Consider the following 22,302-nt stretch of genomic DNA (forward strand, 5'->3'; position numbering starts at 1 on the left):
ACGCCTTCAGCTACCACATGACCTCGGGCACCTTCATCCTCAAGTACGGCGCGCACGCGGTCGGCTGCACGGTGTTCCCGGCCGGCACCGGCCAGACCGAGCAGCAACTGCAGGCGATTGCCGGCCTCAAGCCCGAGGCCTACACCGGCACGCCCAGCTTCCTGCGCATCCTTGTCGAAAAGGCACAGGCCAACGGCGTCGACATCGGCAGCCTGCACAAGGCCGCGGTGGGCAGCGAGGCCCTGCCCCCCAGCCTGCGCGACTGATTCGCCGAGCGCGGCGTGGCGGTCTACCAGAGCTACGCCACCGCCGACCTGGGCCTGGTCGCCTACGAAATCCATGCGCGCGAGGGCCTGGTCATCGACGGCGAGGTGGGCGAACTGGTGGTCACCACGCTCAACCCGGCCTACCCGCTGATCCGCTTCGGCACCGGCGACCTCTCCGCCATCCTGCCCGGCGCCTGCCCGACCGGCCGCACGGCCCCGCGCATCAAGGGCTGGATGGGCCGCGCCGACCAGACCACCAAGGTGCGCGGCATGTTCGTGCACCCCTCCCAGGTGGCCGACATCGCCAGGCGCTTCCCGCAGGTGCAGAAGGCCTGGCTGGTGGTCAGCGGCGAAATGGCCAACGACCAGATGTGCCTGCAGGTCGAGGCCAGCGAGGTGGACGGTGACCTGCGCGAGCGCATCGAGACCGCGGTGCGCGATGTGACCAAATTGCGCGGCCAGGTCGAGGCGGTGAAACCGGGCAGCCTGCCCAACGACGGCAAGACCATCGAAGACTGCCGCAGCTGTGCCTGAAGACCAAGATCGAGTACGCGATCCACATTCGACCGTACCATACGTACCATCAGCCCCTGAGCGCTCGCTGCGCCACCGGATCGCCCGGGGTCAGCCGTTCCGCGTTCGAAGGCCGCGCAACCTCTGTACGAAGCTGATCACCTCTCCCATGATCCCGCGCCGGAAGGTCAGCACGCAGACCACGAAGATCAGGCCCGTGACCATGGTGACCGAGTCGCCCAGGGTGTTGAACCAGTCGATGCCCGTGAGGCGCGCCAGCAGGCGGCCGAACTCGCCGATCTTGTTCTCGAGCACCACCACCACGGTGGCGCCGAGCAGCGGCCCCGACAGCGTGCCCAGGCCGCCGACCAGCGTCATCAGGATCACCTGGCCCGAAGCGCTCCAGTGCACGTCCGACAGCGTGGCAAAGCCCAGCACCAGCGTCTTGAGCGAGCCCGCGAGGCCCGACAGCGCGGCCGAAATCACAAAGGCCAGCAGCTTGTAGCGGCTCACGTCGTAGCCCAGCGAGAGAGCGCGCGGCTCGTTCTCCTTGATGCCCTTGAGCACCTGGCCAAAAGGCGAACGCACGGTGCGCGCGATCAGCAGGAAGGAAGCGACCACGATCACCAGCAACACGTAGTACATCGTGATGTCGTTGCGCAGGTCGATCAGGCCGAACAGCTGGCCGCGCGGCACGCCTTGCAGACCATCCTCGCCGCCGGTGAACTTGGCCTGGAGCGCTATGAAGAACACCATCTGCGCCAGCGCCAGCGTGATCATCGCGAAGTAGATCCCCTGGCGGCGGATGGCCAGCAGACCGAAGACCCAACCGAGCAGGGCGCCGGCCAGCGTGCCCGCGGCCAGGCCGAGTTCGGGCGTCAGGCCCCAGACCTTCATCGCATGGCCTGCTACGTAGGCCGAGCCGCCGAGAAAGGCCGCGTGGCCGAAGGACAGCAGGCCGGTGTAACCAAGCAGCAGGTTGAAGGCCGAGGCGAACAGCGCGAAGCACATCAGCTTCATCACGAACACCGGGTAAGCGCCGACGAAGGGCGCCACGACAAGCGCTATCAGCAATAGCACGTAGACAACGGGTGTGATTTTTCTCATGGCTCTGTGCATCGGTTCCGTGTCATTTCTCTTTGCCGAACAGGCCGGTCGGTCGGATGAGCAGCACGATCACCATGACCACGAAGACGACCGTCGACGAGGCTTCGGGATAGACCACCTTGGTCAGGCCTTCGATGACACCGAGCCCGAGCCCGGTCAGGATCGCGCCCATGATCGAACCCATGCCACCGATCACGACGATCGCGAACACGACGATGATCAGGTTTTGCCCCATCAATGGGGACACCTGGATCACCGGCGCGGCCAGCACACCCGCAAAGGCCGCGAGTGCGACGCCGAATCCATAGGTGAGCGTGATCATCAGCGGTACGTTGACGCCGAAGGCCTCCACCAGCCGCGGGTTCTCTGTGCCGGCGCGCAGGTAAGCGCCGAGCCGGGTCTTCTCAATCACGAACCAAGTCGTGAAGCAGATGCTCAGCGAGGCCACCACCACCCAGGCGCGGTAGTTGGGCAGGATCATGAAGCCCAGGTCGGCTGCACCCTGCAGCGCGTCGGGTGTGTCGTAGGGCAGGCCCGAGACGCCATAGACCGAGCGGAACACGCCCTCGATCAGCAGCGTGATCCCGAGCGTCAACAAGAGACCGTAGAGGTGGTCGAGCTTGTAGATCCAGCGCAGTAGTAGACGCTCGGTGAGCATGCCGAACAGGCCCGCGATGACCGGCGCCAGCACCAGCATCGCCCAGTAGCTGATATTGAAGTAATTCAGCCCCATCCAGGTCAGCACCGCGCCCATCATGAACAGCGCGCCGTGTGCGAAGTTGATAACGTTGAGCAGTCCGAAGATCACGGCGAGGCCGAGGCTAAGGATCGCGTAGAACGACCCGTTGACCAGCCCCAGGAGGAGCTGGCTCAACAGGGCCGGGAACGGCAAATTCGGCAGATTGAAGATACCCACGGTGTTCTATACCCCCAGCAATTCGTTGAGCACCGGCATCTTGGCGTCCAGCTCGGCGGCGCCGAAGGTCTCGACCATGCGGCCGTGTTCCATGACGTAGAAGCGGTCGGCCAGCGGCGCCGCGAAGTGGAAGTTCTGCTCCACCATGACCACGGTGTAGCCCTTGCTTTTGAGCATCTTGATCATGCGGGCCAGGGCCTGCACGATCACGGGCGCGAGGCCTTCGGAGATTTCATCGAGCAGCAGCAGGTTGGCCCCCGTGCGCAGGATGCGGGCCACGGCCAGCATCTGCTGCTCGCCGCCCGAGAGGCGCGTGCCCTGGCTGTGGCGGCGCTCGGCCAGGTTGGGAAACATCTCGTAGATGTCGGCCACCGACATGCCTTTGTCCGAGTCCTTGAGCGTGGGCGGAAGCATCAGGTTTTCCTCGCACGACAGGCTGGCGAAGATGCCACGCTCCTCAGGGCAGTAGCCGATACCGTGGCGCGCGATGCGATGCGTGGGCAGGTGAATGAGTTCGTGCCCGTTGCTTTTGATGGAGCCTTTGCGCGAACCGGTCAACCCCAGGATAGCGCGCAGCGTGGAGGTGCGGCCAGCGCCGTTGCGACCCAGCAGGGTGACCACCTCGCCTGGTTGCACCACCATATCGACGCCATGCAGCACATGCGATTCGCCGTACCAGGCTTGCAGGTTCTTGATCTCCAGTGCCGGTGCGCTCATCTGTGCGCTCCCTGGAGTTGGCCGTCGGTGGTGCCCATGTAGGCCTCCATCACGGCGGGATTGTTCGAAACCTCGGCGTACGACCCCTCGGCCAGCACTGCGCCGCGTTGCAGCACGGTGATCGTGTCCGCGATGTTCGAGACCACCCCCATGTTGTGTTCTACCATCAGGATGGTGCGGCCCGCCGACACGCGCTTGATGAGTTCGGCGACCCGGTGCACATCCTCATGACCCATGCCCTGCGTGGGCTCGTCGAGCAGCATCAACTCGGGCTCCATCGCCAGCGTGGTTGCGATCTCCAGGGCGCGCTTGCGACCGTAGGGCAGGTTCACGGTGAGCTCGTCGGCCAAGTCCTCCAGGCCGACTTCGGCCAGCAGCGCATGGGCACGCGCATCGAGCGGCTTGAGCGATGTCTCGCTCTTCCAGAAATGGAAGGTGGTGCCCAGCGCGCGCTGCAGGCCCAGGCGCACGTTTTCCAGCAGCGTCAGATGCGGGAAAACAGCCGAGATCTGGAACGAGCGGATGATGCCGCGGCGCGCGATCTGCGCCGGTTGCTCACGCGTGATGTCCAGTCCGTTGAAAAGGATCGTGCCCGAGGTCGGCTCGAGGAACTTCGTCAGCAGGTTGAAGCAGGTGGTCTTGCCGGCGCCGTTGGGGCCGATCAGTGCGTGGATGGTCCCACGCACGACCAACAGATTCACCTGGCTGACGGCTGTGAAGCCCTTGAATTCCTTGGTGAGCTGGCGTGTCTCAAGAATGATGTCGCTCATGTTGCGCGATCACCCGGATGCCAGGGAGAAGCGACGTGCATGCCGGGCCGCCGTCAGATGGAACGTCCGCCGTCCACCGGCATCTCGATGCCGGTCAGGAAGCGCGCATCCTCGCTGGCCAGGAACGTCGCTGTGTTCGCCACGTCGACCGGGTCGCACATCCTGCCCAGGGGAATCGTCGAAACAAAGCGCGCCCGGTTCTCGGCGGTGTCAGCCACACCCATGAAGTCCTTCAGCAGGCCCGTGGGCGCCATGACCGGAGAAATGAGGTTGACGCGGATGCCATCGGGCGCCAGCTCGATGGCCATGGATTTTGTCATCACTTTCACGGCTCCCTTCGAGCTGTTGTACCAGGTGAGGCCGGGGCGCGGGCGGATGCCGCCAACGGAGCCCACGTTGATGATCACCCCGTCCTTCTTCTCTTTCATCAACGGGACCACCGCGCGTGTCATGTGGTAAATCGATTTCACATTGACCGCGAACACGCGATCGAAGGTCTCTTCGTCGACCTCCAGCATCGACTGGTTGCGGTGCGTGGTGCCCGCGTTGTTGACCACGATGCTGGGCACACCGAAGCGTTCCACGCAATGGCGGACCATGACCTGCACCTGGTCGAACTGGGTCACGTCGCACGCCACGGCGCTCGCGTTGTCGCCCAGTTCAGCGGCGATCCCGCGCGCCGCTTCGAGGTTGACGTCCGCAAGAATCACCTTCGCGTTCTCCTTGATGTAGGCCCGCGCGATCGCTGCGCCGAATCCGCTGCCTGCGCCGGTGACGATCGCGATCTTGTTGCTCAATCTGGACATGGTTGTCTTCCTTATTCGTAGTGCTGAACAATGGTCTTGGTGGTGCTCATCTCTTCCAGAGCGAGCAGCCCTTTCTCGCGGCCATAACCGCTTTTCTTGACGCCGCCGAACGGCAGCTCGACACCCCCGCCCGCGCCGTAGCAATTGATAAAAACCTGTCCGCTTGCGATGCGCTGCGCCATGCGCGCCTGGCGGCTGCCGTTCTCCGTCCAGACGCCTGCGACGAGGCCGTACTCCGTGGCATTGGCCAGTTGCACCGCGTCGTCCTCGTCCTTGAACGGCATGACCGACAGCACCGGGCCGAACACTTCCTGGCATGCCAGGCGGTGATTGCGCGGCACCGGGCCGAACAGCACGGGTTTGACGAAGAAGCCTTCGCCGGAAATCCCGGGCGCCAGGCTGCCTTCGGCCAGTTTGGGCACACCCATGGCGACGGCGTCGGCGATGAAGGCGTTCACGCGCTGGTGGTGCCGGGCGTTGATCAACGGACCGCAGTCGAGGTCCATCTCCGGCGCCCCGACCTTCAGCGCCTCGAAGCTGGCGGCGATCGTCGCGACGAAGCGGTCGTAGATGCCTTCCTGCACGAGCAGGCGGCTGCCGGCGGAGCAGGTCTGGCCGGCGTTCTGAACCAGGGCCCGCACGATGATGGGGGCGGCTTTGGCCAGGTCCGCATCGTCGAAAACGATCTGGGGCGATTTGCCCCCGAGTTCGAGCACGCAGGGCACATGGTGGCGCGCCGTGGATTGCTGCACCTGCACGCCGACCTCGGGTGAGCCCGTGAACGTCGCGAAGTTGATGCCCGGGTGCGCCGTCAGCGCCGCGCCGGCCTCGGTGCCATAGCCGGTCACGATGTTCAGTGCGCCCGGTGGCAGCCCTGCCAGCATGGCCAGCTCGGCGAGCTTCAAGGCGCTCAGGCAGGCGTCCTCGGAAGGTTTGACCACCGCCGCGTTGCCCATGGCCAGCGCGGGAGCGAGCGTGCGTCCCATCATCTGCGCGGGGTAGTTCCACGGAATGATGTGGGCCGTGACGCCGTGGGGAATGCGCACGACGCTCACGTTGTAGCCGTTCAGGTAGGGGATGGTCTGGCCGTGGACCTTGTCGGCCGCGCCGCCATAGAACTCGAAGTAACGCGCCACCGCCTTGGCGTCCGCACGGGCCACGGACATGGGCTTGCCGGTATCGCGGGCTTCCAGCTGGGCCAGTTCCTCGCCGTGTTCCAGGATGAGTTGCCCCAGGCGCTGCATGATGCGGCCGCGCTCCGTGGCGGTCATTCGCCCCCAGGGTCCGTCCAGCGCGCGGCGCGCCGCAGCCACCGCGAGGTCGACATCCGCGGCCCGGCCCCTCGCAATTTTTTCAAACACCTGCCCGCTGCAGGGATCGATGACGTCGATGGTGTCTCCCTCGAGTGCATCGACCCACTCACCGTCGATCAACAGTTTGCTCACGCATTGCTCCTTCAAGTTGGCCCCATGGCATGGCGTCCGCCGCGGGTCCGGCCCGTGCGGGCGACATGCCTTCACCGATGACGGTCCCTCAAGCCTTCGAGGTCACCCCTTCAGGCTCGACTTCTTTCATGAAGTTGGCGTCGTTGTAGTGGTAGAGGTCGTCTAGGTAGGGCACGAAGAAGTCGTAGAAGGAGCGCGAGTCGTACTTCGCCTTCTCGCCTGGGCCGATGCACGCCGGGATCGGTCCCACGTTGGCGTCGTCGTCCGGGTAGAAGAAGAAGGTCAGTGCGTAGCGCTTCATCGGCGGGTTGACGACACGGTGGGGCGTGGCGATGAAACGGTCGTTGGACAGGCGGTTCAAGACCTGCCCGGTGTTCACGATCAGCGCGCCCTTGACATAGCTGACCTTGAGCCATTCCTTCGACGGCGTCATCACCTGCAGCCCCGGCACCGGCGTCATCGGCAACAGCGTCAGGAAGCTGCCGTCGGAATGCGGGGCCAGCGCGTACTGGCCTTCTTCCATCTTCTCTTCGGGGTGGTAGTACGCGCAGCGCTGGTAGTACTCCGGTGCCTTGAACATGCTCTCGAAGTAGTCCGCTGGAAGACCCAGCGCGCGCGCGTAGATCGGCAGCAGCTTGAGCGAGAGTTGCTCCATCTCCGTCTGGTACGCGTACAGCGCCTTCTTGAATTCGGGCAGGCTGTCGGGCCACTGGTTCAAACCGCGATGGCGGACCTTGGCCAACACTTTCGGGTCGTCGACATTGCGGTTGCGCATGAACAGCCAAGCGGCGTTGGTGTCCTTCTTGGTGTTGACCGCGATCTTCTCCATGATCGCGGTTGACTTCAGGATGGAGGACTTGGGTGGGAGGTAGCCCTGGTGGTGGAAGCCGACCCGGTGCTTGAGCTTTTCCTCCATTGGAATCTCGAACAGCTTCTCGGTCTGGCGAAACGCCTCGTCGATCAGGGACTGCGGAATGCCGTGGTTGATGATCGCGAAGAAGCCCAGGTTTTCCTGGATCCACTTCACGTCCGCGGCCAGTTGCTCAAGGGCGCCGGGTACGCCCGCCAGATAGGGGCCCACGTCGAGCAGCGGCAAATCCTTGCCGTCCGCAATCGACGCCCGAACACCTGCCGAGGCCGTCACCTTGTTGGCGCTCTTCACGCTCGCTGATGTCATCATGATTCATCTCTCCTGGGTTGGTGGTTGCCAAAAAATCAGAGGCCCTTCGGAGGCCCGAAGGGCCCCACTGTCATTGCCTCTTTGTCATTTCCAGAGCTTGCATTTGGACTCCGCCTTGGACGCGAAGGCCTGGTCGCCCGGAATCATCTGGATCTGCTTGTAGTAGTCCCAGGGGCCCTTGGAGTCTGCGGCGCTCTTGATCTCCATCAGCCGCAGGTCGTGGACCATGCGCCCGTCTTCGCGGATGGTGCCGTTCTGGGTGTACATGTCGTTTATCTTGGCCTTGCGCATCTGCGCCATCACGTTGTCGGCCTGGTCCGACCCGAGTTGCTTGACCGCGCTCAGGTAGTGAAACGCCGCGGAGTAGCTGGCCGCCTGCATGCTGGTGGGCTTCTTCTTCATCTTGTCCTGGAAGCGGTCGGCCCATTTGCGCGACTTGTCGTCTGAATCCCAGTACCACGCTTCGGTCAGGTTAATGCCGCTGGTGAGCTTGAGGCCCAGCGAATGCACGTCGGTGATGAACAGCATGAGGCCCGCGATCTTCATGGACTTGGAGATGCCGAACTCGCTGGCGGCCTTGATCGAATTGATCGTGTCACCGCCGCCGTTGGCCAACCCGAGCACATCCGCACCTGACGACTTGGCCTGCAACAGGAATGACGAAAAATCGGAGGCCGACAGCGGGTGGCGCACGCTGCCGAGTACCTTGCCGCCGTTGGCGTTGACGACCTGCGTGGTCTCCTTTTCCAGCGAGTCGCCGAAGGCATAGTCCACTGTCAGGAAGTACCAGTTCTTGCCGCCCTGCTTGGTCATCGCCGTGCCGGTTCCTCGCGCCAGGGCTACCGTGTCGTACAGGTAGTGGACCGTGTACGGCGAGCACTCTTCGTTGGTCAACTGAGCCGCGACGCCGCCCGTCACCATGACGACCTTTTTCTTCTCCGCGGCCACCTTGACAATCGCCAGGCTGGTGCCCGAGCTGGGGCCGCTGATGATCATATCCACGCCTTGCGTGTCGAACCATTCGCGCGCCGTGGTCGCCGCGATGTCGGGTTTGGCGGAATGGTTGGCCGTGACGATCTCGATCTTCTTGCCGTTGATCGTGCCGCCCATGTCGGCGATAGCGAACTTCACGGCCTCGACGATGCCGCTGCCGCCCATGTCGGAGTAGATGCCGGACATGTCCGCGAGAACGCCGATCTTCACAACATCGTCGTTGACCTGCGCCCCTGCGGGCGCGCTGGCCGCGATGGCCATCACCGCGCCCGCCACCGCGGTGCAGAGGTGCCGGCGCGGCATTTTCTTGAAGAAGGTGCTGTGGGAAGAATTGCTCATATTTGTCTCCTGGTGTTTGATTCCAACGATCCTTTTCCATCGACCAACCGGCTGGCGCGGCGGTCCCGGACCCGAGGCACGGGTATCGAACGCCCGCGCATGGCTTCCCTGGTGCGGGGCGCCCTGTGCCGACGAAAGAAGACATGTGGACATGGCCGTTCCTTGGAGGGTCAGGGATCGAATGCCATGCGCATAGCGCCCATCACCGTCGCCAGCTGCTGCTCTCGCGGGATGTCGAAAAATTCGTCGGACTGAGCCGTGATCGCTTCAGCGACGTGCATCTCCAGCAGGCGCCTGAGGCGGTAGCGGGCGCGTTGCGCGCGCAGGTGCTGCCGCCTCTGCGGGTCGGCGTTGCGCCAAGTCCGGTGCAGATCGATCGTTTCGGAGAGCGCGCGGATCGAGTCCGGTTGCGAGGACGAGGTCAGCAGGATCGGCGCGCGCCACGCGCCTGCGGCGCGCTGGGTCACCGCGGCGATGCGCTGGATGTCGGTGGCCATGCGTTGCGCGCCTGGGAGGTCCGACTTGTTGACCACGAAGATGTCGGCCATCTCCATGATCCCGGCCTTCATGGCCTGCACCGTGTCACCGCTCTCGGGCAGCAGCACCAGCACCAGCGTGTCCACCTGCGCGCGCACCGCGTACTCTGCCTGGCCGACGCCCACCGTTTCGAGCACCACTTCGTCAAAGCCGAACGTGTCCATGATGTCCAGCATCTCGGGCAGGTTGTCGGCCAGACCATCGGAGGTACGGCGCGAACCCAGCGAGCGGATGTAGAGCTCCGTCGACCCGGCCAGGTCGTCCATGCGAACACGGTCGCCCAAGATCGCACCGCCACTCTTCGGGCTGCTCGGATCGACCGCCAACACGCCCAGCCGACCGTTCGCCAGGCGTTCGAGCGCCAGGTGTCCGACCAACGTGCTCTTGCCTGCCCCCGGTGCCCCGGTGACGCCGATCCGGTGGGCCGCGCGCGCCGGCCCAACGCACGGCGCGGACCGCGCCAGCTCCGCCGTGCTCGCGTTGGCCATGCGCGTCAGCGCGCGGCTCAGCGCCCATCGGTCCAGCGGCGGCGGCGTGCTCACGTCGCGACCCTTCCCAGCACCGCGTCGCCGTGCTCGTCGAGCAGAGGCGGCAAGCCGTAGACCGGAGTGAAACCCTGGAAGCGGATCGGGCACGCCACCGCCTGCAGGGGCAAGCTGCCGTCGCCAAGGGGCACGATCAGCGCGCGCGCGGCGGCGATGTCGCTGCGCAGTGCCGCGTTCAGCGTGCCGACTTCGGCCACCACGATGCCCAGCGGGCCCAGGCGGCGCACCCACTCGGCCGCCGAGGCCTGGTGCAGCACCGTCGAAATGGCGGCAATGACCTCGACCCGGTGCGTCCGGCGCCCGGCCATGGTGGCGAACTTGCGGTCCACCGCCCACTCGGGGTGGCCGATCTCGTCGCAGAACGTCTTCCAGAATTTGTCGTGGGTGATGAACAGCGTGAGCCAGCCATCGGTGGTCGGGAATATCTGCGCGGGTACCACGTAGGGGTGAGAGGAATCCGCTAGGCGTTCGATGGTCTCGCCTGCATTGAGCGCGGCGCCTGCGAGGTAGTTGAGCTGCGAGAGCATCACGTCGTACATCGCGACGTCGACCTGGCCACCCGTGCCCTGCACGATCTTGGCCAGCAAGCCCACGGCCGCCACCAGGCCCGCCGAGTTGTCGACAGCGGAGTAACCGGCCTTGGTGGGCGGCGCCTGCGGGTCGCCCGTCAAGGCCATCACGCCGGTCATGGCCTGAATGACGTAGTCGTAGGCCGGGTTGTCCGCATACGGCCCATCAAGACCGTAGCCCGTCAAGGCCACGCAGACCAGGCGCTCGTTCCAGTTGCGCAGCGTGTCGTAGGTGAGGCCGAGCTTGCGAATCGCCGAGGGCCGCAGGTTCGTCACCAGCGCGTGCGAGGTCTCGACGATGCGGCCCAGCGCCGCCAGCCCCTCGTCGCTGGCCAGGTCGAGCACGACGCTCTTCTTGTTGCGGTTCAGGCTTGCGAAGTAGGCGTTGTGCGGACCCACGAAGTGCGGGCTGACGGTGCGGCCGATGTCGCCTTCGGGCGTTTCGATCTTGATGACCTCGGCGCCCATGTCGGCCAGCATCAGGCCGCAGTACGGACCCGCGAGCATGTGGCCCACCTCGATGATCCGGATGCCCGCGAGTGGCGCGCTCATGCCAGACTCTTCGCCAACGAATCGACGACGGCTTCCAGGGACATGTCGGCGGTGAAGACCGCCGACACGCCCAACTCGCGCAGATAGGCCTGGTCTTCGGCCGGGATGGTGCCGCCGACAAAGACCTTGATGCCGTGCGCCTTGAGCTCGCGCAGTTGCCCGATGACATCGGCAACGAGTTCCTTGTGGCTGCCCGACAGGATGCTCAGGCCGACCGCATCGACACCTTCGTCTACCGCGACCTGGGCGATCTGCAGCGGGCTGCGGCGCAGACCGGTGTAGATCACTTCCGCGCCGGCGTTGCGCAGCGTCAGTGCAATGATCTTCGCGCCGATGTCGTGGCCGTCGAGACCGGGCTTGCCGATCAGTATCCGCTTGGCTGCCAACGCAGCGGAGGTTTTCTGGACGCTCATAGGTTCACCGGTTCCTTGAATTCGCCCCATTGCTCCTTCAGGCGCGCCACCATTTCGCCGACGGTGGCGTAGGCATGGCAGCACTCGACGAGGTAGGGCATGATGTTTTCGCGGTCCTTGGCAGCCGCAGCGGACAGCCGGGCGAGCGACCGATCGACCGCCGACGGATCGCGTGTGTCGAGCACGCGCTGGTACTTGTCGAGTGCGCGTTGGGCCACGGTCGGATCGAGCGTGAACACGTCGCCGACCTTGATCTCTTCGTCCACCTTCTTGAAATGGTTCTGGCCAACGATCACGTTGCGTCCCGAATCGGTGTCAAGCTTGCGCTCCAGCCCGCGCTCGGCGAGCCGCAGCTGGATCCACCCGTCTTCGATGGCACGGACCACGCCCCCATACGCATCGATCTCGCCCATCACCTGGGTGATCTGCTGCTCCATGCGGTCGGTGTGCTGCTCCAGAAAGTAGCTGCCGCCCAGGGGGTCGACCGTGCGCCCGATGCCGCTCTCGAAGGCGATGATCTGTTGTGTGCGCACAGCCAGCTCGGCCGAGAACTCGGTGGGAATCTGGAACGCCTCGTCGAACGCGCACGTGAAGATGGACTGCGCGCCACCCAGCACAGCCGCCATCGTCTCCACCGCCACGCGCACCACGTTGTTGTAGGGCTGCGGCGCCACCAGCGACGAGCCGCCGCACACCACGCCGAAGCGGAAGTGCTGCGCCTTGGGATCCTGCACGCCGTAGCGCTCCTTCATCAACCGCGCCCACAGCCTGCGGCCGGCGCGGAACTTGGCGATCTCGTCGAAGAAGTCCATGTGGACGTAGAAGAAGAACGATAGGCGCTTGGCGAACTTCTCCACGTCGCCGCCGCGCGCGCGCAGCTCGTCCACATAGGCCAGGCCGTTGGCCAGGGTGTAGGCCATCTCTTCGGCCGCTGTCGCACCGGCGTCACGCACGTGGGCGCCCGCGATGCTGATCGGGTTGAAGCGCGGCGACACGTCGTTGGAGTAGAGGATCGAGTCCGCGATCAGGCGCATCGACGGTCGCACCGGGAAGATCCAGGTGCCGCGCGCGACGTACTCTTTCAGGATGTCGTTCTGGATCGTGCCGGTCAGCTTCTCGCGCGGCACGTTCTGCTTGTCAGCGACGGCGAGGTACATCGCATAAATGATGGCGGCCGTGCCGTTGATGGTGAACGAGGTCGAGATCTTCGACAGGTCCAAGCCCTTGAACAGGATCTCGGCCTCGCTCAGGTTGGACAGCGACACGCCGACCTTGCCGATCTCCGGCCGCGCCATCGGGTGCACCGGATCCAGGCCGCACTGTGTCGGCAGATCCAGCGCCACCGACAGGCCCGTTTGCCCCTTTTCCAGCAGGAACTTGTAGCGTTCGTTGGATTCCTCGGCGGTGCCGAAGCCCGAGTACTGGCGGATGGTCCAGAGGCGTCCCTGGAAGCCGTCCGGGAAGATGCCGCGGGTGAAGGGATAGACGCCCGCCTCACCGATGCGCTCGGGCTGGACGGCCTCGGGGCCGACGCTGACCGGCACGTCGATGCCGCTCGGGCTGACGGGGCGCAGTTGGGGTTCCATGTCGGGCACGCCCGGGTTCATGCCGCTCATTTCGCGCTCCTGGCCAGAAATTTGTCCGAAGCGCGCCAGTGGTCGTCGTGCAGCCAGGTGTTGAGCACCTGCTGCCGTTCGACCGTGCGGCGGGTTTCGTAGGAAGCACCCTGGCGCCAGGCCACGGTCTGCGCCTTGATGCCACGCAGCACCTGCGGTGCGCAAGTGCGCAAGGGCTCCAGGAATGCCTGTACGTCCTTGCCCGCCGGCCCATCGGTGGCCAGCGCATCGGCCAGGCCCCACTGCAGCGCTTGCGGTGCGTCGATCAGCTCGCCGCGGCCCATCATGCGCATGGCCCGCGCGCCGCCCACCAGCTGGCACAGGTCCGGACCACCGCCCCATGCCGACGAAATGGCCAGGCGCGCCTGGATGAAGCCGATGCGCGCGTGGCTGGCCTGTATGCGCATGTCGCACGCCAAGGCCAGTTCGGCGCCACCACCGATCGCATCGCCGTTCAGGTACGCCAGCACCGGAACCGGGCAGGTACGCACCGCGTCGAGCGCGGCACGCGATTGTTCGGCCATGTCGATCGTCGCGGACGCGTCGCGCACCGAAGACAGCTCGACCAGATCGCCGCCAGCGGCAAAGAATCGCTCACCGGCCCCGGTCAGAACGATCAAGCGCGTGTCCGGCCGGGCACCCGCCGCGGCGACGGCATGTCCCAGATCGGCGAGCACGCCCCGGGCCAGCGCGTTGTGTTTGAGGGGCCGGTCGATCGTGATCCATATGGCGCCGCCGGCACGCTCCTCCACGGTGATGTCCTTGCTTGGTTGCACGTTGTCTGGTCTCCGTCAGGTTGATACGTGCAGATGCTAAGAACTGATAAGTTCCATGACAAGAACGAACGTTCGGTATCTTGAACATAATGGGACAACGAGAGACAAACCCTGCTGATGGATCCGATTTGTTCAACCGGCCGAATTTCGACCACCCGACCAACCTGGAAGGAAGCGCCATGACCGGTGTGAATGTGACGGCGATCGAGCGCGTGATCGACATCTTTGAGGCGTTCCAGACAAACCACCGGCCGATGTCGCTGACCGATCTGTCCGAGGCGCTGGGCATTCCCAGAAGCACCTGCCACGCCATCGTCTCGACGCTGACGGCGCGTGGCTATCCGCTTGAGTCCATCGCTTAGCTCTACTGTGACAGGGCCGATGCGGAGAACGTCTTTGACGAGCTGAAGAACCAGTGGGAACTGGGCGGCTTCATCACGCAGGACATCAACCGCTGGCAGACCGTGGCCCGGGTGTGTGCGCTGGTCTACAACTGGTGGGGCTGGTACTGCCGGGCCTCACACCCCGAGGGCCGCATGGAGGCCATCACCAGCCGCCCGCTGCTGGCCGCTGTGGGCAAGGCCGTCACCCATGCCAACCAGATCACGCTGTACCTCACGCCGCTGCACGGCCGCGCCATCGTGCTCGAACAGCTGATTGTCAATATCGGCGCAGCCTTTCAACATTTCAAGGCGGCTGCGGAGCAGTTCAAGGACATGGATCGATGGGCTTGGCTGCTGCGCTATATCTGCGAGCGGATCGCTTCGGGAATCGGGCCTCCGAAGCCTGCCCAAGGCTTGCCGACTATGGGGCAACTGCCGGATTTGGGGTAATTCAGCGTGGTGTGGAGATAAGTGACGAGATAGGTAGCAAACACATCTGCACCATTGAAACGCCGCCAGCCGCAGGCGATGGCCCGGTTGGCGATCCGCATCCAGCACTTCACGCAGGGGCTGCGCCACCGGCAACGCTCCACAGCGCACCCGCCATCACGCCACCCAGGGGCACCCCGATCTGCTTGATTGAGAGCACCAGATCTACACGGTGGGCCGGCACCGACCAGGAACCGGGGCGTCGGTTCAAGCGTTCAGTCCATGTTGGTGCAGGACAACCCATCTAAAGCAGTATTCAAATACATTCTGCGCGCTCATCAGTCGATACTCGCGCCGGACGACTTCACCACCTGCCCCCACTTGGCGATGTCGGCCTTGAGTTCGGCCGCGAACGCATCGGGGCTGGTGGGATAGGGTTCGGCGCCTGCCGCAGCAAATTTGTCCTTGATGTCCTTGGACTTGAGGATCTCGTTGATGTCGTGGTTGATCTTGCTCACCACGGCGGCCGACACCTTGGCCGGCGCGAACAGGCCGAACCAGGGGTTGACATTGAAGTCGCTGAAACCCGACTCGGCGATGGTGGGAATGGTATTGAAGGTGTTCGACCGCTTGGCGCTGGTCAGCGCGACTGGGTACAGGCTACCACCCCTGATGGCCCCCGCCACCGAAGGCAGGCTGGTGAACACGGTGGTGATTCTGCCCCCCATGAGATCTTGCATGGCTGGTGCCGCGCCCCTGTAGGGCACATGCGTCAGCTTCACGCCCGCCGCTGCGTTGAACATTTCGCCCAACAGGTGGTTGACAGAACCGTTGCCTGCCGACCCGAAGGTCAGTTGCTGAGATTTGGCGGCATCGATCAAGGCGGGCAAGGTCTTGTAGGTCGAGTCCGACTTGACCACGATCACGAAGGGCAAGGTGGCCAGCGTGGCCACAGGCGCGAAGTCCTTTTCCGGATCGAACGGCAGGTTCTTGTACAGCGCGCCGTTGATGGCGTGGGTGCCGACGTAGCTCATCAGCAGCGTGTAGCCGTCGGGGGATGCGGCAGCGACCGCTTCCATGCCGATGTTGCCGCCAGCCCCGGCGCGGTTTTCCACCACCACGGGCTGGCCCCACTTATCGCTCAGGCTCTGCCCGATGATGCGGGCCAGCGTGTCGGAAGCGCCGCCCGGCGTTTGCGGCACGATCAGCCGCACCGGCCGATTGGGAAAAGCCTGAGCGGCAGCGCTGGCAGCAAAGCCTGCGGCCGCCAGCGCGGTGATGAGTCGGGTGAATTTGCGCACGGTTGTCTCCTTCTGGTTTGGAATCAGTCAATGCCCAGGATTTCGCACAGTACGCTGCGAACTGCTGGCCACGGGCGCGTCGAAGAACGAGGGCGCCTTGGAGGGCCGATGCGCGCGTGGCTGGCCTGCATTCGCATGTCGCACACCAGGGCCAGTTCGGCGCCACCACCGATCGCGTCGCCGTTCAGATACGCCAGCACCGGAACCGGGCAGGTACGCACCGCGTCGAGCGCGGCACGCGATTGTTCGGCCATGTCGATCGTCGCGGACGCGTCGCGCACCGAAGACAGCTCGACCAGATCGCCGCCAGCGGCGAAGAATCGCTATCCACACGGCACCGCCGGCACGCTCCTCCACGGTGATGTCCTTGCTTGGTTGCACGTTGTCTGGTCTCCGTCAGGTTGATACGTGCAGATGCTAAGAACTGATAAGTTCCATGACAAGAACGAACGTTCGGTATCTTGAACATAATGGGACAACGAGAGACAAACCCTGCTGATGGATCCGATTTGTTCAACCGGCCGAATTTCGACCACCCGACCAACCTGGAAGGAAGCGCCATGACCGGTGTGAATGTGACGGCGATCGAGCGCGTGATCGACATCTTTGAGGCGTTCCAGACAAACCAGCGGCCGATGTCGCTGACCGATCTGTCCGAGGCGCTGGGCATTCCCAAGAGCACCTGCCACGCCATCGTCTCGACGCTGATGGCGCGCGGCTACCTGTACACGCTCAGCCGCCCGCGGGCGCTCTATCCGACCAAACGCATGTACGACGTGATGCGCGACGTGTTCGCGAAAGACCCCTTCATCGAACACGCCACGCCGGTGCTGGAGCGGTTGCGCGACGCGACCCGTGAGACCGTGATCCTCGGGAAGCGCCAAGGCGAGTCGGTGATCTACTTGCAGGTGATCGAAGGGCTACACGCGATCCGCTACACCGCCAAACCCGGCGAGTTCAAGCCGCTGCATTCGAGTTCCATCGGCAAGGCCTTGCTGGGCAGCCTCAAGGAGTCAGAATTGCGCGCGTGGCTGGAAGGGCGGGAGCTGGCCTTCATCACCTCGGCCACGAAAATCGAGCACGATGCGCTGATCCAGGACGTGCTGGACAGCCGGCGGATCGGCTACTTCGTGACGCGCGGCGAGAACGTCAGCGACGTGTGGGCGGTGGCGACCTTCTTCACCATCAACAACGAAACGCTGGCCGTGGCCGTGGCCGGACCCAGGCACCGCATCGAAGGCAATGTGGTCGAGTGCGCCAACTTGCTGGTAGCCACGTGCAGCTTCCTGGCACGACAACAACAGGCGCGCATTTAGCTGAGTGCCGCCATCAGGCTCCCGGGCGTTGCCCCGAGTCAAGCTGTGCTTCTCTCGGCCATTCGACAGGCTCCCACACCAATCCGGCAGTCTGACGCTGCCTGTGCGCTGGTGCTTGGCCGTGGCGCGCGTGAGAAATGGGTCCTTGCTGTTCCCGTCGCGGTGCAGTGGATTTGGCGATAGCGCTGGATTTTCCCTGTCGACCCATTTTTACAACATCGGGCGGCATTGATGACCGCTTATCACGCACACCCGCCCGGAGTCCTACGTGTTTACCCTGATTTCTCGGAGCGATTGTAGCCGTACAATGAACAATGTGTTCATCAGATGGACACTCCAGATGACGGCCTGGATCAGTTGCTACTTTCTCGGTACTCACGCCTTCTCCTCAATTCACCAAATGATCAACCGCAGAACCATCGTTCAGTTGGCAGTAGGGATGGCCTTGGGCGCCCCCTCGCTGACGGGCTTTGCTCAGCAGTCGATCACTTTGCGGTTTCACACTTTCATGTCTCCCATGTCCAACGTATGGGTCAGCATGAACAAGGTATGGATGGACAAGGTGCAACGGGAATCAGATGGGCGCATCCGGTTTGAGGCGTACCCCGCGATGCAGCTTGATGGTGCGCCTGTGCAGCTATACGACCAGGCACGGGATGGCGTGGCTGACATCGTTTGGACACTGACCGGCTATTCACCTGGACGCTTTCCTTGCAGCGAGGTGTTTGACCTGCCGTTCATGATGACCAACGCCGAGGCTACTTCCAAGGCTTTCTGGGAGTTCATCCAGACAAAAGCGTCCAACGAATACAAGGAAGTGCATCCCATTGCAGTGCAGGTTCATGGGCCGGGGATGTTCCACACCCGCGACCGCCCCATCAAGGCTCCGGACGACTTGCGCGGCATGAAGATGCGGGGCCCAACCAGACAAATTACGAAGATGCTGGGATACCTCGGCGCCATTCCTGTGGGAATGCCGCTGCCCCAGATTCCCGACGCACTGCAAAAGGGGCTTCTCGACGGCTGCGTGATCCCTTGGGATGTCGTTCCCTCCGTAAAGGTGCACGAATTGACGAAGTTTCACAGCCAGTTCGATCCAGCAAGTGGCGCGCTCTACACCACGACATTCGTGACGGCAACAAACAAACGGAAGTACGAGTCCCTGCCGCCAGATGTCCGGAAAGTGCTGGACGCCAACTCGGGCATGACCGCTTCTGCATCCTTGGGGCGCACCCACCAAGGTGGCGACGACCCTGCCCGCAAGTTGGTGGAGGCACGCGGCAACGTGACCCATAACTTCGGGCAGGTCGAAGCCCAAGAGTTCAGGCGCGCAGCAAGCCAGGTAGAGGTCGAATGGGTCAAGGACATGGAGAGCCGCGGCTTCGATGGTCGCGATCTGTTGTCAACAGCCCGGGCCTTGATCGAAAAGCACACAAAAACCACCAAGGCATAAAGACACTCCATGAATCAACTTCCCAAAGAAAACACCCCGCGGCTGGCCAACCGGGTTGCGATCGTGACCGGCGCGGCGCAAGGTATCGGAGAGACATACGCGCGTGCATTGGCTCAAGAAGGTGCCTCCGTGGTCTGTGCCGATGTGCTGGACGCCACCGGGGTGGTCAACCAGATCATTGAGAAGGGTGGCCGGGCGGTGTTTGTCCACACCGACGTGACGTCCCGCGAATCGGTGGAGAAGATGGTTGGGTCCGCACTTCAGGCGTTCGGCCGCATTGACGTGCTGGTCAACAACGCCGCAATTTTCGGCAACCTTGCCCTCAAGCCGTTCGAGCAGATCGAGTCGGCCGAGTGGGACAAGGTGATGTCCGTCAACGTGCGCGGCTCCTTCGAGTGCGCCAGAGCGGTCAGCCCCGTGATGCGTCAGCAGCGCTACGGCAAGATCATCAACATCGCCTCCGGCACGGTTTTCAAGGGCACGCCGCTCTTCCTGCACTACGTCACCTCCAAGGGCGCCGTGGTGGCGATGGCGCGCTGTCTGGCGCGTGAATTGGGTAACGACAATATCTGCGTCAATACACTGGCGCCGGGCCTGACCCTGAGCGCCAATGTCAGCGCAAATCCCGACTGGCAAGGCTCAATCGCTTCAGGCATCGTTTCGTCCCGCTGCATCAAGCGTGATCAGGTACCCGACGACCTGACCGGCACCTTGATCTACCTCGCCAGCGCCGACAGTGACTTTGTCACCGGTCAGGTGATTGTGGTTGATGGCGGATCGGTCACACATTGAGCACTCCTATGCACGCCACAGCAGAACTCTTGATCGATGGCCGGTGGATGCCCGCCAGCCAGGGCCTCGAAGTGCCCAGCCTGGACCCGGCCAACGGCAGCCAGATCGGTTGCTTCAGCGCTGCCACCCGGGCAGACGCGGAGGCGGCCATTTCGGCTGCACGCAGAGCCTTTGAAAAGCCCACGTGGGCCCAGTCGCCGCGGCTGCGGCAGAACGTGATGAACGAATGGGCCAGCCGGCTAGAGCACAAGGCTGAAGCACTGGCCCAACTGCTAACGCAAGAGAATGGCAAGGTGATCGCGCAATCGCGGAGTGAGCTGATGGGAGCCATCTCGGAGATCCGTTACTACGCGGGTCTGGCCCGGCACATACCAGGCCACGTGCTCGAGGTGGAACCCGGCGTGTTTTCCACGATGCTGAAAGAGCCGGCCGGCGTCGCCGGCATCATCGTCCCTTGGAACGCTCCCGTGATCCTGCTTATCCGGTCGATCACCCCCGCGTTGGCCGCTGGCTGTACTTGCGTGGTCAAGCCTGCACCGCAGTCCGCGCTCATCACCGCTGCGGTGATCAGGGAACTGGCCGACGTGACTGGACTGCCGCCCGGTGTGGTGAACCTGGTGAGTGAGCAAGGCCACGACGTGGCTCAGTTGCTCACCACCTCGCCAGAGGTGGATGTGGTCAGCTTCACGGGCTCCAACCTGACGGGGCAGCGCATCATGGCCGCCGCTGCTCCCACTATGAAGAAACTGTCGCTCGAACTGGGTGGCAAGTCATGCTGCCTGGTTTTTGAAGATGCCGATATCGACCACATCGCGCCTCAACTGGCTGCCGCTGCGACGGTCATCTCTGGTCAGCAATGCACGGCGGCGCGCCGGGTGTTGGTTCACGCGTCGCGCTATGAGGCGATGAAAAAAGCGCTGGCCAATGCTCTGGCGGCAATCAAAGTGGCTCCCGGAAATACCCCGGGCGCCCAGATGGGTCCCTTGATCGATCTCTCTACCACCGAGTTGGTGCATCGTCGCATCGAGCAGGCGATGGACGACGCAGACGAAGTGATCCTGCGCGGTCAGCGTCTCGGCGGAAACCTGCGGCTTGGCGGGTTTGTCTCGCCCACCTTGGTCGCGCACCGGGATGCCAGTGCATCTTTTGTCCAAGAGGAGATTTTCGGCCCCTTGGTCGTGCTGGAAAAGTTTGAAACCGAAACCGAAGCGGTGGCGCGGGCCAATCACACCGAGTTCGGCTTGTCCGCGAGTGTCTGGACCGAGCAGGGCGCGCGCGCCTGGCGTATCGCTCGAGCGCTGCGCAACGGCACTGTTTGGATCAACGACCACAACAAGCTGTGCGCTGAAGCGGAGACCGGCGGCTATCGCCGCAGTGGCTTGGGCCGTCTCCACGGCTTTGACGCGTTGATCGATTTCACCGAGATCAAACACATCTATCAGAACGTAGGTGTGCTTGAGCCACCCAAGGGCTGACCCCACAAGCCTGCCCGAATCCTTAGAACTTATAGGAGAGAACGAATCATGTTTCCCAAAAACACGTGGTATGTAGGCGCTACGCCCAGCGAACTCGATGGAAAGCCCCTTGGCCGCAAGATTTGCGGCGAGTCCATCGTGTTTTTCCGTGGCCCCGACAACAAGGTGGCCGCTGTCGAAGACTTTTGCCCCCACCGCGGTGCTCCGTTGTCGCTGGGCAAGGTTGAAAACGGCAAACTGGTTTGTGGCTACCACGGTCTGGAAATGGGTTGCGATGGCAAGACGGTTGCCATGCCATGCCAACGCGTGGGCGGCTTCCCCGCCGTGCGGACGTATCCCGTAGTGGAGCGCTACGGGTTCATCTGGGTCTGGCCTGGCGATGCGCAAGAGGCCGACCCCTCCAAGATCCACCATCTGGCCTGGGCCGATGACCCCGAGTGGGCCTACAGCGGTGGGCTGTACCACGTCAAATGCGATTACCGGCTCATGATCGACAACCTCATGGACCTGACTCACGAGACTTACTTGCACCCGAACTCAATTGGTCAAAAGGAAATCGATGAGTCGCCGCCCAAGACGCGGATGGATGGAGACTGCGCCATCACCGAGCGTTACATGGAGGGCATCATGGCGCCGCCATTCTGGCGTGCGGGCTTGCGCGGAAACAACCTGGCCGACGATGTTCCAGTGGACCGGTGGCAAATCTGCCGCTTCTATCCGCCAAGCCATGTGCTGATCGATGTGGGTGTGGCGCACGCGGGCAAGGGCGGCTTCAATGCAGACCCCAAGGTCAAAGCCTCCAGCACAGTCATCGACTTCATCACACCTGAAACCGAGTCCTCGACCTGGTACTTCTGGGGCATGGCCAGGAACTTCAATGCGCAGGACCAGGCGTTGAGCGAGCAGATCCGCACCAGCCTGAGCAAGGTTTTCTCCGAGGACCTCCAGATGCTGGAGATGCAGCAGCAGAACCTGGAGCGCAACGCCGGGCGCAAGCTACTGAGCCTGAACATCGATGGCGGTGGCGTGCAAGCCCGCCGCATCATCGATCGGTTGCTGGTTGCGGAAAAATCCGCTACCTGATGTTTTCCCG

Annotated in this window: 23 protein-coding genes and 1 pseudogene; 8 read left to right on the plus strand and 16 right to left on the minus strand. The window is 63.6% G+C overall.

Annotated features, from left to right (window positions below; translation table 11 throughout):
* Window positions 1–800: pseudogene (locus IV113_RS26000) on the plus strand (AMP-binding protein); the annotation flags it as partial.
* A 90-nt stretch (window positions 801–890) separates the two neighbouring features.
* On the opposite strand, the gene IV113_RS26005 reads toward IV113_RS26000, so the two are convergent.
* The 13 genes from IV113_RS26005 to IV113_RS26065 all read right to left on the minus strand — a co-directional run bounded on the left by IV113_RS26005 (window position 891) and on the right by IV113_RS26065 (window position 14,060).
* Window positions 891–1,886 carry a branched-chain amino acid ABC transporter permease gene (locus IV113_RS26005; protein ID WP_291091319.1) on the minus strand — a complete coding sequence of 332 codons (996 nt, stop codon included), beginning with the start codon at window positions 1,884–1,886 and terminating at the stop codon, window positions 891–893.
* Window positions 1,887–1,908: 22 nt separating this feature from the next.
* Window positions 1,909–2,787: a branched-chain amino acid ABC transporter permease gene (locus tag IV113_RS26010; RefSeq protein ID WP_291091378.1), complete on the minus strand. Its 879-nt coding sequence runs from the start codon at window positions 2,785–2,787 to the stop codon at window positions 1,909–1,911.
* Window positions 2,788–2,808: 21 nt separating this feature from the next.
* Complete coding sequence (locus IV113_RS26015) at window positions 2,809–3,519, minus strand: ABC transporter ATP-binding protein (RefSeq protein WP_291091322.1); 711 nt, start codon at window positions 3,517–3,519, stop codon at window positions 2,809–2,811.
* Window positions 3,516–4,289 carry an ABC transporter ATP-binding protein gene (locus IV113_RS26020; RefSeq protein WP_291091324.1) on the minus strand — a complete coding sequence of 258 codons (774 nt, stop codon included), beginning with the start codon at window positions 4,287–4,289 and terminating at the stop codon, window positions 3,516–3,518. Before IV113_RS26020 ends, IV113_RS26015 begins: the two co-directional genes overlap by 4 nt.
* A 53-nt stretch (window positions 4,290–4,342) precedes the next feature.
* A complete protein-coding gene (locus tag IV113_RS26025) occupies window positions 4,343–5,095 on the minus strand; it encodes a glucose 1-dehydrogenase (protein WP_291091326.1) in 753 nt (250 codons plus the stop codon).
* 11 nt (window positions 5,096–5,106) lie between these two features.
* Window positions 5,107–6,540: an aldehyde dehydrogenase family protein gene (locus IV113_RS26030; protein WP_291091328.1), complete on the minus strand. Its 1,434-nt coding sequence runs from the start codon at window positions 6,538–6,540 to the stop codon at window positions 5,107–5,109.
* A gap of 88 nt (window positions 6,541–6,628) precedes the next feature.
* On the minus strand, window positions 6,629–7,720 hold the full coding sequence (locus IV113_RS26035) for a 2-oxoglutarate and iron-dependent oxygenase domain-containing protein (protein WP_291091330.1): 1,092 nt from the start codon (window positions 7,718–7,720) through the stop codon (window positions 6,629–6,631).
* 84 nt (window positions 7,721–7,804) lie between these two features.
* Window positions 7,805–9,016 (minus strand): ABC transporter substrate-binding protein, encoded by a 1,212-nt coding sequence (locus IV113_RS26040; RefSeq protein ID WP_291091380.1) that lies wholly within the window; start codon window positions 9,014–9,016, stop codon window positions 7,805–7,807.
* Between the two features lie 206 nt (window positions 9,017–9,222).
* Window positions 9,223–10,131: a GTP-binding protein gene (locus IV113_RS26045; RefSeq protein ID WP_291091332.1), complete on the minus strand. Its 909-nt coding sequence runs from the start codon at window positions 10,129–10,131 to the stop codon at window positions 9,223–9,225.
* Window positions 10,128–11,255: a CoA transferase gene (locus IV113_RS26050; protein ID WP_291091334.1), complete on the minus strand. Its 1,128-nt coding sequence runs from the start codon at window positions 11,253–11,255 to the stop codon at window positions 10,128–10,130. Before IV113_RS26050 ends, IV113_RS26045 begins: the two co-directional genes overlap by 4 nt.
* On the minus strand, window positions 11,252–11,668 hold the full coding sequence (locus IV113_RS26055) for a cobalamin B12-binding domain-containing protein (protein WP_291091336.1): 417 nt from the start codon (window positions 11,666–11,668) through the stop codon (window positions 11,252–11,254). The genes IV113_RS26050 and IV113_RS26055 overlap by 4 nt, the downstream gene beginning before the upstream one ends.
* Window positions 11,665–13,284 carry a methylmalonyl-CoA mutase family protein gene (locus tag IV113_RS26060; protein WP_291091338.1) on the minus strand — a complete coding sequence of 540 codons (1,620 nt, stop codon included), beginning with the start codon at window positions 13,282–13,284 and terminating at the stop codon, window positions 11,665–11,667. The genes IV113_RS26055 and IV113_RS26060 overlap by 4 nt, the downstream gene beginning before the upstream one ends.
* Window positions 13,281–14,060: an enoyl-CoA hydratase/isomerase family protein gene (locus tag IV113_RS26065; protein WP_291091340.1), complete on the minus strand. Its 780-nt coding sequence runs from the start codon at window positions 14,058–14,060 to the stop codon at window positions 13,281–13,283. The genes IV113_RS26060 and IV113_RS26065 overlap by 4 nt, the downstream gene beginning before the upstream one ends.
* A 179-nt stretch (window positions 14,061–14,239) precedes the next feature.
* Between IV113_RS26065 and IV113_RS26070 the strand changes: the two genes are divergently transcribed.
* A complete protein-coding gene (locus IV113_RS26070) occupies window positions 14,240–14,422 on the plus strand; it encodes a helix-turn-helix domain-containing protein (RefSeq protein ID WP_291091342.1) in 183 nt (60 codons plus the stop codon).
* Between the two features lie 174 nt (window positions 14,423–14,596).
* The gene (locus IV113_RS26075) at window positions 14,597–14,893 is read left to right on the plus strand and encodes a hypothetical protein (protein ID WP_291091343.1); all 297 of its coding nucleotides are present in this window, start codon (window positions 14,597–14,599) and stop codon (window positions 14,891–14,893) included.
* Window positions 14,894–15,002: 109 nt separating this feature from the next.
* Here IV113_RS26075 and IV113_RS26080 read toward each other — a convergent pair whose 3' ends face one another.
* From IV113_RS26080 to IV113_RS26090, 3 genes are all read right to left on the minus strand, one after another.
* The gene (locus tag IV113_RS26080; RefSeq protein ID WP_291091345.1) at window positions 15,003–15,143 is read right to left on the minus strand and encodes a hypothetical protein; all 141 of its coding nucleotides are present in this window, start codon (window positions 15,141–15,143) and stop codon (window positions 15,003–15,005) included.
* A 67-nt stretch (window positions 15,144–15,210) separates the two neighbouring features.
* Window positions 15,211–16,173, minus strand: a complete 963-nt coding sequence (locus tag IV113_RS26085) for a tripartite tricarboxylate transporter substrate binding protein (RefSeq protein ID WP_291091346.1) — start codon at window positions 16,171–16,173, stop codon at window positions 15,211–15,213.
* A 23-nt stretch (window positions 16,174–16,196) separates the two neighbouring features.
* Window positions 16,197–16,454, minus strand: a complete 258-nt coding sequence (locus IV113_RS26090) for an enoyl-CoA hydratase-related protein (RefSeq protein WP_291091348.1) — start codon at window positions 16,452–16,454, stop codon at window positions 16,197–16,199.
* A gap of 279 nt (window positions 16,455–16,733) precedes the next feature.
* Between IV113_RS26090 and IV113_RS26095 the strand changes: the two genes are divergently transcribed.
* The 5 genes from IV113_RS26095 (at window position 16,734) to IV113_RS26115 (ending at window position 22,292) form a co-directional block, all read left to right on the plus strand.
* On the plus strand, window positions 16,734–17,489 hold the full coding sequence (locus tag IV113_RS26095; protein WP_291091350.1) for an IclR family transcriptional regulator: 756 nt from the start codon (window positions 16,734–16,736) through the stop codon (window positions 17,487–17,489).
* Window positions 17,490–17,829: 340 nt separating this feature from the next.
* Window positions 17,830–18,942 (plus strand): TRAP transporter substrate-binding protein, encoded by a 1,113-nt coding sequence (locus IV113_RS26100; RefSeq protein WP_291091352.1) that lies wholly within the window; start codon window positions 17,830–17,832, stop codon window positions 18,940–18,942.
* Window positions 18,943–18,951: 9 nt separating this feature from the next.
* Window positions 18,952–19,734 carry an SDR family oxidoreductase gene (locus IV113_RS26105; RefSeq protein ID WP_159604284.1) on the plus strand — a complete coding sequence of 261 codons (783 nt, stop codon included), beginning with the start codon at window positions 18,952–18,954 and terminating at the stop codon, window positions 19,732–19,734.
* Window positions 19,735–19,742: 8 nt separating this feature from the next.
* Window positions 19,743–21,209: an aldehyde dehydrogenase family protein gene (locus IV113_RS26110; protein WP_291091356.1), complete on the plus strand. Its 1,467-nt coding sequence runs from the start codon at window positions 19,743–19,745 to the stop codon at window positions 21,207–21,209.
* 48 nt (window positions 21,210–21,257) lie between these two features.
* Window positions 21,258–22,292: an aromatic ring-hydroxylating dioxygenase subunit alpha gene (locus IV113_RS26115; RefSeq protein ID WP_291091358.1), complete on the plus strand. Its 1,035-nt coding sequence runs from the start codon at window positions 21,258–21,260 to the stop codon at window positions 22,290–22,292.
* The last annotated feature ends 10 nt before the right edge of the window (window positions 22,293–22,302 follow it).

Origin of the sequence: Hydrogenophaga sp. (assembly GCF_018780385.1) — a bacterium.
Lineage (GTDB): Bacteria > Pseudomonadota > Gammaproteobacteria > Burkholderiales > Burkholderiaceae_C > Hydrogenophaga.